Consider the following 13143-nt stretch of genomic DNA (forward strand, 5'->3'; position numbering starts at 1 on the left):
ATGCTTCGCCCCTACAGGACGCGGGCCGATGAAGACGCAAGGTTTTGAAGCACGATTCTCTCAAAATCTTGCACCTGTTTCGCAAGAAAAGCCACAAAACCCTTACCTTGCCTACATTTCACATTTATTCAGCAAGCCCTAATTATAACCAGCTACTTAATAATTACCCGGCGACAAGCCAGAAAAAATAGTGGAAACAGGGAAAGACGGACGAGGCTGGGGCTAACTAACTAGCAATAATGATAGCGAGAAAAGAAGTGGTTTAGTAGTGCCGAATTCTCGTTCCCGATCATTTAGGAGGTAGGAAAGATGACAATTTATGTCACCCGCGAGGGAGATAAACTGGTGGCCGATTCCCCACTGGAATTGGTGGAAAAATTACAACAATGTCAGGGGAGAATGACGGAAACAAGACAGGACTTCATGACTCGGATGGCTGCACAGATGGTAGCCAGCCAAGGCGTTACTGTTCCCATCACCGATCCGGAGAATTTTATCGCCGAGCTAATCCACAACGATTTTCTGAGCGTGGTGGACAGTATTGATGGCTGAAAGTCGGCCGGGGAATTGGCGGCAAAACTTAGCCACTAGGGTTCCTAACACTCAACCCCACTACCCTAGGTCAAAAAGCAAAATTTCCGAGTCTTCTAGAGATTGAATAGCCAAGGAAGTTTCCTCGCTAATTGCCGCTCCATCCCCCGCTTGTAAATGCACGCTATTTAGGGTTATTTGCCCTCTAGCCACCTGTAACCAGGCATAACGACTGGGAGCTAAGGGATGAGTCAGGGACTGGCCTGGGGGCAGAATTCCCGAGTAGAGATTAACGTCTTGATGGACTTTAACCGCATTATCGGCACCGGTGGGAGAGGCGATTAATTGTAAGGTATGGGGAGAAAATGCGATCGCTTTTTGTTCATAACTGGGTTCTAGATTTTTTTGGTCGGGAATAATCCAAATTTGCAGAAGATGCAGGGGATTAGTGGCAGAATGATTAAATTCACTGTGTTTTATCCCTGTTCCCGCGCTCATCCGTTGAATTTCACCGTGTCGAATCACGGAACCTGTGCCGAGACTGTCTTGGTGTTCTAGTTCTCCCTCCAAAACATAGGTTAAAATCTCCATATCCTGGTGTCCGTGGGTGTGAAATCCTTTTCCCCCAATCACTTTATCCTCATTAATAACTCTTAGACTCCTAAAATTAATCTGTTGGGGATCATAATATTGGGCAAAAGAAAAAGTATGATAGGTATCCAACCAACCATAGTTAGCGTGGCCTCTTTCCTCCGCTTTGCGTATAGTAATCATCGGTTTTCCTCTTTTTTATTTCTATATTCCTAGTCTATAAAATATTGCCAAAAATGATAAGTAGGCACTAAAAGTCAGATAGTTACCTTGGAGTAATCATTATGGCAATGTTATTAAATTTTATGGATTTTGACTGGGATCCCCCCTGCCCCCCTTGATAAGGGGGGTGCCGATAGGCGGGGGGATCCCCCCTGCCCCCCTTGATAAGGGGGGTGTCTGACAATTTTTAACACCTACCTACTTAATAATTCTGATTCCTGTCAAGCTAAGGCTATTTTAAAAGCAATTATTCGTAGGAGTCTTGCCAGACAAAGCGGCTCTTCTAGGTTCTGTGTGATAAGTTTAACTTACTATAGAAGCGATCAATCTTTGTGTCCTTTGTGTCTTTGTGGTTCCTTCCACTCGCTCGTCAGCAGGACTGTATCTTAGAATACATTTTACCCACCAAACCTAAGAGAGCCTCCCTTTTCTGTCAGAGGAGGGATAGGAAGTGTAGATAGTCAGGGTAAGCGTATTTTAACAATCCTTGACAAAATAAACCTAGAGGGCGATTTGGGTATATTTGGGTAGAATTTGCCCTCTCAATTGTTAGGCAACAATCGACCAAATAGGTCAAGTTAGTAACTATTCTGATTGACTGCTATCCTTTGAAATGCCCACATAGCAAGCTGCTGACAAAATTGGCCAATTATCAACAGCGTTTGAGCTACGCTTACCCGGGTAAATAGTGTAATAAAACTTAATAAATGATCCTGATTTATAACTTGACAGGAAAAATTCTTGTTGTAAAATTCAGGAAAGAATGTAGTTACTCGAAGGAGTTTCAGTCAAATGATTAATACTCGGTTAAAACCCGTCACTACGGGTCTCATTGGTGCTGTGGGTTTGGGGGTTGCTTTATTAGGGATGCCAGAAGGAGCGAAAGCTGTAGATATAAAGGCAGGCCGCGACTATTTTGAGACAAATCCCTCAAATACGACTGTTACTATACCTGGTATAGGTGTCGTTCCGCTTCAAGGATATGCCATTACTCCAGCCCCATTTCCTGGTTTTCCTGTTGATACCATTCTTGAAAGAATTGGAGATTGTACCTTCGATGAGGGATTAGGCGATCTAAATCCAAACTCTTGTACAGTTGGTCTAAAAATCATCGCTTTGAGTGTAAAATCGGCTAGTCCTGTTGGTCTTCCTGGTGGTGGACAATCATTCATTTTCATTACCTTAAATGGTGCCCAAAATGACGGAACCATTACAATTAACAATAATAATACTTGGGAGGCAAACCTACCAGTTAAAGCGGTTGCTAAAGATGAAAATGGAGGGGTGTTAGCATCTTTTGGTCCATCAACACTGATAGGGAGTGGTACTTGGAGTATTAGTCCAAACACGGGTAACTTTTTACCTATCACGACCATCCCATTTATAGGGCCAGAAGAGACTCATGGTCTTCGACCTCTTGATATTCCTCCTGTACCCGAACCTTCAGCTGTATTAGGCTTAATTGCCGTAGGTTTAAGCTCAATAGTCGGATTTAAAGGCAAAAAAGAGCCAAAATAAGCCTTCGATCGCTTCTTTTTTACCAAGAAAAAGCCCCCAATTGGGGGCTGAGGAAGAATGTAGTTACTTCTTGGAGTATAGCAAATCATGTCGAGAATTGGCAAATATAGCTCGATTTTTGTTTATTATCGCGGGAAAAACGCCTAACTGTAGCATTTGGGCAGATTACTTCATAAGTTGCAGTTCAGCTGGCTTGATCGAGATTTCAGGTCAAACTTAAGCCAAATCTCGCCAATCTATCCCTAAATCTTGTAACTTCCGAGCCATCTTTTCTGCCACTTCTTCAGGGGTGGGAACAAGTTTACCTTCAGGGGTAAAAAAGCGTAATTGGCTGTCATGAACCCCTAAAAATAATTCTAACTGTTGACTCCATAACCAGCCCTGTTCATTCGCTGCAATTTCTTCGTATTTTCCTACCATCAACTGAAAACCCTTAAATTCTAAACTATTGGGATCAAACCAAAAATAGTTAGGAGTCCGGAAAGTTTCCTGATAAATTTCTTTCTTGAGACCTCGATCGGTTTCTGCCGTTGAATCAGACAAAATCTCGATGATGACATGGGGATATTTCCCATCTTCTTCCCACACTACCCAACTTTTACGCGGTTTTCTTGCTACTCCCAAAACCACAAAAAAATCAGGACCTCTAAAATATTCTGATTTTCGTTGATTGGGACTGTAATAAATAGTCAGATTACCAGCCACAAAAAAATCATTTCTGTCTTGCCAATACCATTCTAAGCATTTTAGGAGCAGAATCATCTGTTGTAAATGCAAATAGGACTCCATAGGGGGTTCATCACTCAGTAAATCACTTTTGGGAAAGATAATTTCCTTTAACTCATCTTCAACAATAACCATGACAACCACTCAATTATTTAATCTTCCCTATTTTAGCTCTTCAGTAGAGCGTTCTACGGTTTCTTATCAACCTAACCGTTTAGCAGGATTACGACGCTTTGCTATAGCGATTACCTTTCTCAATATTTTAGGTCATACTGTCCTCGGATTTGAACAATCTTGGGCGCAACCTCTGGTGGCTTTAGCAACAGGTTACAGCGTAGAATTATTATTAGAAAGCGTTGATGCCGGGGTAAATGGCTTTAAACCTAGATATTTAGGAAGTATCGGTCAGTTTGTCGATTTTCTGCTTTCTGCCCATATTACCTCATTAGCGATCGCTATGTTACTCTATGCTAATGAGCGTTTATTTCCGATTATGTTTGCAGTAGCGGTGGCTATCGGATCTAAAGCAATTTTTCGGTTAAAAGTGGCGGATAAAACCCGTCATTTTCTCAATCCTTCTAATTTTGGTATTAGCGTTACCTTACTCTTATTTCCTTGGATTGGCATCGCGCCCCCCTATCAGTTTACTGAGAATTTAAGCGGTTGGGCAGATTGGATTTTACCCGTCTTAATTGTTTGTACGGGAACGTTTTTAAATGCCCGTTTTACTCGTAAATTGCCTTTAATTGCGGGATGGTTAGGGGCTTTTATCTTACAAGCAATCCTCAGAAGTGCTATCTTTCAGACACCGTTAATCCCCGCCCTATTACCCATGACAGGGGTGGCTTTTGTCCTCTTTACTTTCTATATGGTGACGGATCCGGGAACAACACCAATTAACCCCCGTGAGCAGATAATTTTCGGGGCATCTGTAGCCGTTGCTTATGGCATTTTGATGTCCTTTCACATTGTTTTTGGGATGTTTTTCGGATTGACGCTGGTGTGTTGTTTCAGAGGTTTGATTTTAGCGGTTGAACCCTTAAAAGCAAAATTACCCCTAGTACAGGTTTCCAGCATTTTATCAAGTCCTTAACCAATATATTATGGGGTTTTTGTGGGCAAAGCCCACCCTACAGCTTTTAGCTACAAACTACAAATGAAAAGGGCGTAAGCCTTACGCTCCTACAGTAACATTCTCCTGGTCATTGACTATGAAAGCTTCTCCTCAAATTGCTATTGTTGGCATGGCTTGTCTTTATCCTGATGCCGATTCTCCACAGGAATTATGGGAAAATGTCCTGTCTCAGCGTCGGGCATTTCGTCGCTTTCCCTCAGAGCGATTATCGTTAAGTGACTACTATTCTCCCGATAAAAGCGCCCCCGATGTTATTTATTCGACTCAAGCTGCCGTTATTGAGGGCTATGAATTCGATCGCATTGCTTATAAAGTGGTGGGGAGTACCTTTCGTTCGGCTGATTTAACCCACTGGTTAGCCTTAGATATTGCGTCTCAGGCGTTGAATGATGCGGGATTTCCCAACGGAAAGGGGTTAAATAAAGAAACAACCGGGGTTTTACTGGGAAATACCCTCACAGGCGAGTTATCGCGGGCTAATACCCTAAGATTGCGTTGGCCCTATGTGCGTCATAGGGTAGAAGAACAATTATTAAAACAAGGATTATCGGACAAAGAACGGCAAATTTTCTTAAATGAATTAGAAAATCGCTTTAAAGAACCCTTTGAACCGATTGGAGAGGAATCTTTAGCGGGAAATCTCGCGAATACGATAGCGGGGAGAATTTGCAATTATTTTGACTTAAAAGGGGGCGGATATATCGTCGATGGGGCTTGTAGTTCCTCTTTACTGGCAGTAGCGAATGGTTGTTCGGCTTTAGTCGCTGAAGATTTAGATATCGCTTTAGTCGGGGGTGTGGATATTAGTATGGACCCTTTTGAGTTGGTGGGTTTTGCCAAAACGGGGGCCTTAGCCTCTGGGGAGATGAAAGTGTATGATCAAGGGTCTAATGGGTTTATTCCGGGGGAAGGATGCGGTTTTTTGGTGTTAATGCGTCATGGGGATGCCCTAGCGCAAAATAAACGGATTTATGCTGTTATTCAGGGTTGGGGGATTTCTTCCGATGGCAAAGGCGGAATTACTCGCCCAGAAGTGGAAGGACAGTTATTGGCTTTAAATCGCGCCTATAAACGGGCTGAATTTACGGGAGATACTATAGCTTATTTTGAAGGCCATGGTACGGGAACGGCGGTGGGTGATGGAACCGAATTAGAGGTTTTATCTCGTATTCATCCAGATACGGTAAATAAAGCCGTTATTGGTTCAATTAAAGCGAATATTGGTCATACTAAGGCAGCAGCGGGGATAGCAGGGTTAATTAAAGCGACTATGGCGGTTCATCGTCAAATTTTACCACCAGTGACGGGCTGCGATCGCCCTCAGGCTCGGTTAACCGAAGACAAGGCAAGGTTACAGGTATTAAAAGAGGGGCAAATCTGGCCAAATTCCTTACCTTTACGGGCAGGAGTGAGTGCCATGGGTTTTGGGGGCATTAACAGTCATATTATCATCGAGGGATTAAGTCAGATTCGTCGTCACACTTTAACGCCACAGGAACAAAAATTAATCCATTCTCCCCAAGATGCGGAGTTATTCCTATTGAGTGCAAATAGTCAAGAAGACTTACAAGCACAGGTTAATCGGTTATTAAATATTGTTCCTCGCATATCCCAGTCAGAAATGACGGATCTTGCCGTTGAATTAGCGAAAAAGGTCAATCCTCATTTACCCTATCGTCTGGCCATTATTGCATCTTCCCCCGATAGCTTAACCAATCACCTTGTAGGAGCGCAAGGCTTGCACTCGTTGATCCCCCCCGGTCAAAATTTAGATAATATCTTTACCAATAACGAAAAACAGATCAATAAAATAGGTTTTCTCTTTCCGGGGCAATCCGCACCAGTTTATCTTCATGGGGGACTCTGGGAAAGACGTTTTCCTGTGATTAAACAATTATATAACAAGGCTCAGTTGGCCAAGGGTAAGGATAACACGGTGACGAATATTGCTCAACCGGCGATCGTTACGGCTTGCCTAGGGGGGTTACAACTCCTAGAAAACTTAAATATTAAAGCAGATTTAGCCATAGGACACAGTTTAGGGGAATTATGCGCTTTATTTTGGGCAAATGCCTATGATAAGACTCAATTAATTAATCTAGCTAAAATTCGCGGTCAAGCAATGGCACAACTGGGCCACCCAACAGGTAAAATGGCCAGCATTAACGCCGATGCAGAAACGGTTAAAAGTTTATTAAATGGACGTATCGTTGAGATTGCGGGATTAAATTCACCCTATCAGACAATAATCTCAGGAGAGGAATTAGGGATTAAGGATGTTGTTGAAAAAGCCCAAAATAAAGGTATTAAAACCGTTTATTTGCCTGTCTCCCATGCCTTCCATTCTCCCCTAGTGGCCCGGGCTGTGCAACCCTTAGAAGATTATTTACAAACTTATCCCTTAAATTCCCTGGAAAAAACGGTTATTTCTACCGTAACGGGCGAAAAATTGCCATTAAATACCGACTGGCGCTCGCTTTTGTTAGAACAAATCACCTCACCCGTGCGCTTCATCGATGCAGTCAAGTCAGCAGAGAAAGAGGTTGATTTATTCATTGAAGTGGGTTCTGGTTCCATATTAAGCCGTTTAGTGGCAGATATAACGGATATTCCCGTAATTTCTCTCGATAGCAGCAGTGAGTCTTTACAAGGGTTATTGAAAACGGTTGCAGTGATGTTTGTTAATGGTGTCAAGGTTAACTATCAAGGGTTATTTGAAGATAGATTTAGTCGTCCCTTTAATTTAGACTATCAACCCCATTTTATTGCCAATCCATGTGAGATCAAGGCAAAGGGCAAAAGTCAACAGGCAAAAGTAGAAAATATTGATCTTTTATTGCCTAATCATAGCCAAAAACTCAAACCTGAAACCTCAAACCTGAAACCTCAAACCTCAAAAATTGAAGTTATTCGTCAATTGGTGGCACAAAAAACAGAATTACCCCTAGAAACCATTGAAAATCATCATCGCTTGTTGGCGGATCTGCACCTTAATTCTATCAGTGTCAGTCAATTAGTGATCGAAGCAGCGCGTCAGTTAGACTTATCTCCTCCCCATTCACCGACAGATTATGCGAATGCAACTATTCAGGATCTAGCAGCAGCTTTAGAAGAATTAGGCAAAAATAATTCCCAAATTCCTCAAGAATCAATCCCTATGGGTGTTGATAATTGGGTGCGTGCGTTTACGGTTGAATTAATCGAAAAACCGTTAATTAAATCAGATAAAAAGCAAATAAATCGAGAAAAAGCAGGAAATTGGCATATTATCGCCCATGCTGATCATCCTTTATTACCTAACTTATCTGTTTTACAACCCACCTTAAAGCATGAGCAGGAAAAAGGGATCATTATTTGTTTAAAATCCCATCCTGATGAATCAGAAATCGATTTGCTTTTAAAAGGGGCAAAATTATCTATAAAAGAGAAAAAACCCTTGATTTTGATTCAACAAGGAGGAGGATATGCGTCCTTTGCGAGAACTTTTTATCTAGAAAATCGTCAAATTCCTACCTGTGTGATTGATATTCCTTTTCATCATCCCAATGCAGTTAATATCATTCTCTCAGAAATCACTGCAACCGATAGCTATACAGAAGTTTATTATGATGAAAACGGAAAACGGTTTGTTCGTCAATTAAACTTGTTAGGGTTAGAAAAAGATACCGATAACCCTAAGCAGAAAAAAGCCCTAAAAAGTTCAAATAAAAGCAAAATCAAGGAGCTTCTTTTGGTGACGGGAGGAGGGAGAGGTATTGCCTCAGAATGTGCCTTATCCTTAGCTAAAGAAAGTAAAGCCACCTTAGCGATTTTAGGACGTTCTCAACCTGAAGATAACCGAGAATTAGCCGAAAATTTAGCAAGAATGAAGTCTGCAAACATCCAAGTCCATTATTATTCTTGTGATGTCAGTGATGCTGAGTCAGTTCAGCAAACTATCGCCGAAATTAAGACAAATTTAGGAGAAATTACGGGAATTTTACACGGTGCGGGGGTTAATACACCGAAATTAATTCAACATCTCGAACCAGAAGATTTTATAGCAACTTTAGCTCCAAAAGTCAAGGGTTTGCAACATATCTTAACGGAAATTAATCCCGATTCTCTCAACTATTTAATCACCTTCGGTTCAATTATTGCCGAAACTGGATTGAAAGGAGAAGCAGACTATGGGTTAGCCAATGAATGGTTAGGGAATATTGTAGCGGAATTTAGTCGAAAATACCCTAATTGTCGCTGTTTAAACCTAGAATGGTCGGTTTGGTCCGGTATTGGCATGGGAGAACGTTTAGGAACAGTTGAAAAGCTAAGAAATGAAGGTATTACCCCTATTTCTCCCGATATTGGCATTAAATACTTACATTTACTTTTAAATCAATCCCTACCCACTGCCTCTGTTATCATCGCCGGGCGTTTTGGTGAACCTCCGACTTTAAGCTTAAAACCGCAAGAATTATCTTTTTTACGCTTTTTAGAGACAAAGAAAGTTCATTACACGGGAATTGAACTGATTACTGAAGCAGAATTATCCTTAGACAATGATCCTTATTTACAAGATCATGTTTATCAAGGAGAATACATTTTCCCCGGTGTCTTGGGGTTAGAAGCGATCGCGCAGGTGGCCACTGCATTACTCCCCACCTTAGCAAGGAAGGAGGATCAAACCCTTAACAAGGGGGAAAACCAAGATCCCCCTTCCGTCCCCCTTAACAAGGGGGAAACTGGAGGATTAAGGTTTGAATCGGTTAAATTTAACCGTCCGATCGTGGTTTCTGCCGATAAACCATTAAAGATACAAATTGCTACCTTAATCACCGATTCTGGAAAGGTTAAGGCCGTTATTCGCTGTGCCAATACAGGGTTTAGTATCGATCATTTTGAAGCCATCATCAGCCATTCTTCTGTGGGGGCGCCAGACTGTCGCCCATTGATCCCCCCTGTCCCCCTTAAAGAAGGAAAAAATAACCCTCAAATTAACCCAGATACGGACTTATATGGTCATTTATTGTTCCATAAAGCAAGATTTCAACGAATTAAGGGTTATTCTCATCTCAAAGCAACCGAATGTATTGCAGAAATTAACATTGAGCCAAAAACTGCTTGGTTTAGTCGTTATTTACCTCAATCCCTGATTTTAGGCGATGCAGGGGCAAGAGATGCCGTTATCCATGCTTTACAAGCTTGTGTTCCCCATGCCACTATTTTACCCACTGGCATAGAACGCTTAACGGTATATTCTGTCAATTTAGGCGAAAATCAGTTTGTTTCAGCCAAAGAAAGACTGCATCAAGGAGATACCTTTGTCTATGATCTTGAGGTATTCAATAACGATGGCAATCTCTTAGAAGTGTGGCAAGGATTGGAATTAAAGGTGATTAAACACAGAAATCCTCAAGATCCCTGGATTCCAGCCCTTTTACCCTGTTATTTAGAACGAAAGATCAAGGAGATGATGCCTAATGTCGATTTAACTTTAATTCTCGATCGGGATGCAACGGTAGAAAGACGAGTCAGAAGCGATCGCAGTTTAGGGATGTTAACCTCATCCCCTAGTGTAATTCAGCGTCGGGGGGATGGCAAGCCCGAATTAAGCGATAACGAGACGGTTTCGGTATCTCATGCCGAAGATTTAACCCTTGTGCTTAAGGGTGCGTCAGGATGCGATCTGGAACCGATTATCCCCCGTGATGTGCAGATGTGGCGCGATTTATTGGGGGAAAATTCCTTTAATTTAGCGGAGGTAATTAGTCAAGAGAATCATGAGGATTTTAATATGGCAGCGACTCGCATTTGGTCTGCTAAAGAAAGTATTAAGAAAGCGGGTTTGAGTCTCGATATCCCGTTAACTTTATCGTCTTTCTCTCAACAATTAACCCCTTTATCCCCTATTTTGTGGTTATCTTCAGGAAAGGATTTAATCATCACTTTACCTGTTTCTTTCCGAGAAATCAAGACAGCTTTCATCTTGGCAATATTTGTCCAAACAGTTCAGAAAAAATCGGACTTACTTCAGACAGAACCAGCAAAGGTTTTCTGATAAAACTTATCCAGTTTTACCCTTTTTTAAACCACAGGAGAACCAAATCATGACCACAGTTCGACAAATTCCCAACCAAAGAAACCCTATTCAACCGATTTCAAATATCATCCGTTCTTTCGTTTATGCGATGAATGGACGCTGGCATAAATTGGGGATGCAAATCTTTATGATAGTGACTATTGCCCACATCTCAGAACATATTATTCAAGCTTATCAATTGTGGGGTTTAGGATGGCCGAGACCGGAGTGTTTAGGGTTATTAGGACTCTGGAAACCTTGGTTAATGCGCTCGGAATGGCTACACTATGGACACGCTCTTTTTATGTTATTAGGGTTAGCTATTTTTCGTCCTTCTTTTCATGGAAAAGCTCGTATTTGGTGGGATTTGGCCTTAGGATTACAATTCTATCATCATTTTGAACACGCTTTACTCTTAGGACAAGCTGTTATTGGTCAAAACTTATGGGATTCTCGCGTTCCTATTAGTATCGGACAAATTTGGTTTCCTCGGTTAGAACTGCATCTTTTCTATAACTTAATGGTTCTAATTCCCATGATGATTGCCATGTATTATCATCGTTTTCCACCTATGAATGAGGGGAGATTAGTTTAAATTTGAGTCAAAGTCAAAGAAAGTATTAGGAAAATGGGGGTAAATGAGTATTTACCCTATTCCTCTAGTTAATTGTGCTGAAAAGTTGTCTCTAGTCCTTAAAAAAGGCATGATTGCTCTCCTCCTCGTATTAATTAAGATAAAGAGTCATTAACTAGCTGTTGAAATTCCTCCAATGAATTAATAGTAATACTGGGAACAAAAAGACTCTCTAAGACAGACACATCCTCAATTTGGTTAATCGTTTCAATCAGGGAATTAGGAATCTCCCCAAAACGACTTTGTAAAGCTAAAATAATATACTTTTGGCTAGTTAATTTAGCTCCTGATTTAGCTCCTTCTTCGAGAGCCATTTCTTCTATGGTGCTTAAAAAAGGCATGATTGCTCTCCTCCTCGTATTAATTAAGATAAAGAGTCATTAACTAACTGTTGAAATTCCTCCAATGAATTAATAGTAATACTGGGAACAAAAAGACTCTCTAAGACAGACACATCCTCAATTTGGTTAATCGTTTCAATTAGGGAATTAGGAATCTCCCCAAAACGACTTTGTAAAGCCAAAATGATATGTTTTTGGTTAGTTAATTTAGCTCCTGATTTAGCTCCTTCTTCGAGAGCCATTTCTTCTATGGTGCTTAAAAAAGGCATTTTGTTTTCCTCCTCGTATTGACTGAGTTTTGTTTTAAAGTTAAGTTGAAGTTGCGGGGGTAAGGTCATCATTTTATCAATGAATTTCCCTAGATTGATAATCTCAAACTTGGTTAATCCCCTTTGATATAAACCTCTGACTAAGTTCCACTTCCATTGTTCACGCTCCCTGAGATTATTAGTCGTAGCCTTAGTTTTTAGGTGTGCCATGACTATTATAGCCCAAATATTCTCACTTTGTTCTAAGTCTTCCCATTGATAATCCAATAATTTGACCATTAAAAAATCGACTCTCACTTGACTTCCCCCTAACCCATATTGATAAAAATCCGGTCGCCAAGACCTACTTTCATCCCCTAAAATAGCTAAACTAATAACGGGTTTATGGTACAAATCAAAGGCTCGATAATTATAAATAAACATTCGTTGAGGGAATTTTAGATCATATTGACTTTGGACTTCAATATGAATTAAAAGCCAGATTTCCTGATTATCTAATAACCAAACTTTCAATAATTTATCAGCATAGCGTTGCTCAGTTTCCGCAGCTGCCGTAATTTTTTCTAATTCTTTATCAAGGGAAATAGGGGTTTGATTCCAGTCAATTTCTTGATAAATATTGGGATAAAAGAAGCTTAAGAACTCTGCCAAATAAGTGCTAATCGCTTCTTTCCATGTTTTGTCGTAATTAGCTGTCACCTCAGCCATGCCTTTCCCGCCTAATTGCTATATAATAAATAATATCCTAATCTTTCAAAAACAATGGACAATTCTAACCCTACTCCTATCCCCTGCGAAAATAGTGATACTTCTTCCTTAGGACTTTTTGCTATTGGTGGACTGGGATTAACCCAACTTAGCAAAAAACGTTAATAAACTTAACCTAGGGTGGGTTCTGCTCACCCTATTTCCTTAAGGGATGGCTATAATCAAAACATGACCAAACTTGGTAAACTGAACAAAAAATTTCTCTCGAAACTGCCAGAAGTTCATTAATTATATCAACAATTTTTGTATAATAAAGGTTATTTTAATAGGCGTTGGGTTTCATGCTTCAACCCAACCTACGTTCTGCCAGAAGTTCATTAATTATATCAACAATTTTTGTATAATAAAGG

At 40.7% G+C, this 13143-nt stretch carries 9 protein-coding genes; 5 read left to right on the forward strand and 4 right to left on the reverse strand.

What is annotated here, in order from left to right; all coding sequences use genetic code 11:
- Positions 1-309: 309 nt before the first annotated feature.
- Positions 310-552: a hypothetical protein gene (locus IM509_RS17220; RefSeq protein ID WP_002740673.1), complete on the forward strand. Its 243-nt coding sequence runs from the start codon at positions 310-312 to the stop codon at positions 550-552.
- 60 nt (positions 553-612) lie between these two features.
- Here IM509_RS17220 and IM509_RS17225 read toward each other — a convergent pair whose 3' ends face one another.
- Positions 613-1305 (reverse strand): pirin family protein, encoded by a 693-nt coding sequence (locus IM509_RS17225; protein ID WP_052276154.1) that lies wholly within the window; start codon positions 1303-1305, stop codon positions 613-615.
- Positions 1306-2136: 831 nt separating this feature from the next.
- Between IM509_RS17225 and IM509_RS17230 the strand changes: the two genes are divergently transcribed.
- Positions 2137-2862, forward strand: coding sequence for a hypothetical protein (locus IM509_RS17230; RefSeq protein ID WP_185237199.1), 726 nt, complete (start codon positions 2137-2139; stop codon positions 2860-2862).
- Between the two features lie 216 nt (positions 2863-3078).
- Here the strand turns inward: IM509_RS17230 and IM509_RS17235 are convergent, their stop codons facing one another.
- Positions 3079-3723 (reverse strand): Uma2 family endonuclease, encoded by a 645-nt coding sequence (locus IM509_RS17235; protein WP_052276156.1) that lies wholly within the window; start codon positions 3721-3723, stop codon positions 3079-3081.
- Here IM509_RS17235 and IM509_RS17240 point away from each other — a divergent pair.
- From IM509_RS17240 to IM509_RS17250, 3 genes are all read left to right on the forward strand, one after another.
- Positions 3722-4681: an enediyne biosynthesis protein UnbU gene (locus tag IM509_RS17240; RefSeq protein ID WP_185237200.1), complete on the forward strand. Its 960-nt coding sequence runs from the start codon at positions 3722-3724 to the stop codon at positions 4679-4681. The genes IM509_RS17235 and IM509_RS17240 overlap by 2 nt on opposite strands.
- 118 nt (positions 4682-4799) lie before the next feature.
- A complete protein-coding gene (locus IM509_RS17245; RefSeq protein ID WP_185237201.1) occupies positions 4800-10760 on the forward strand; it encodes a type I polyketide synthase in 5961 nt (1986 codons plus the stop codon).
- Positions 10761-10809: 49 nt separating this feature from the next.
- Positions 10810-11376, forward strand: coding sequence for a hypothetical protein (locus IM509_RS17250; protein ID WP_052276159.1), 567 nt, complete (start codon positions 10810-10812; stop codon positions 11374-11376).
- A gap of 134 nt (positions 11377-11510) precedes the next feature.
- Here the strand turns inward: IM509_RS17250 and IM509_RS17255 are convergent, their stop codons facing one another.
- Together IM509_RS17255 and IM509_RS17260 are read right to left on the reverse strand one after the other, a co-directional pair.
- Complete coding sequence (locus IM509_RS17255; protein WP_052276160.1) at positions 11511-11756, reverse strand: hypothetical protein; 246 nt, start codon at positions 11754-11756, stop codon at positions 11511-11513.
- A gap of 23 nt (positions 11757-11779) precedes the next feature.
- Positions 11780-12733 carry an RpnC/YadD family protein gene (locus IM509_RS17260; protein ID WP_052276161.1) on the reverse strand — a complete coding sequence of 318 codons (954 nt, stop codon included), beginning with the start codon at positions 12731-12733 and terminating at the stop codon, positions 11780-11782.
- Positions 12734-13143: the final 410 nt, after the last annotated feature.

This window comes from Microcystis sp. M31BS1 (assembly GCF_020245285.1).
GTDB lineage: Bacteria > Cyanobacteriota > Cyanobacteriia > Cyanobacteriales > Microcystaceae > Microcystis > Microcystis panniformis.

What these genes read in the sequence shown, in the direction of transcription:
- IM509_RS17220 (WP_002740673.1), top strand. Translation starts at nt 310, where the DNA reads ATGACAATTTATGTCACCCGCGAGGGAGATAAACTGGTGGCCGATTCC.
- IM509_RS17225 (WP_052276154.1), bottom strand. Translation starts at nt 1,305, where the DNA reads ATGATTACTATACGCAAAGCGGAGGAAAGAGGCCACGCTAACTATGGT.
- IM509_RS17230 (WP_185237199.1), top strand. Translation starts at nt 2,137, where the DNA reads ATGATTAATACTCGGTTAAAACCCGTCACTACGGGTCTCATTGGTGCT.
- IM509_RS17240 (WP_185237200.1), top strand. Translation starts at nt 3,722, where the DNA reads ATGACAACCACTCAATTATTTAATCTTCCCTATTTTAGCTCTTCAGTA.
- IM509_RS17235 (WP_052276156.1), bottom strand. Translation starts at nt 3,723, where the DNA reads ATGGTTATTGTTGAAGATGAGTTAAAGGAAATTATCTTTCCCAAAAGT.
- IM509_RS17245 (WP_185237201.1), top strand. Translation starts at nt 4,800, where the DNA reads ATGAAAGCTTCTCCTCAAATTGCTATTGTTGGCATGGCTTGTCTTTAT.
- IM509_RS17250 (WP_052276159.1), top strand. Translation starts at nt 10,810, where the DNA reads ATGACCACAGTTCGACAAATTCCCAACCAAAGAAACCCTATTCAACCG.
- IM509_RS17255 (WP_052276160.1), bottom strand. Translation starts at nt 11,756, where the DNA reads ATGCCTTTTTTAAGCACCATAGAAGAAATGGCTCTCGAAGAAGGAGCT.
- IM509_RS17260 (WP_052276161.1), bottom strand. Translation starts at nt 12,733, where the DNA reads ATGGCTGAGGTGACAGCTAATTACGACAAAACATGGAAAGAAGCGATT.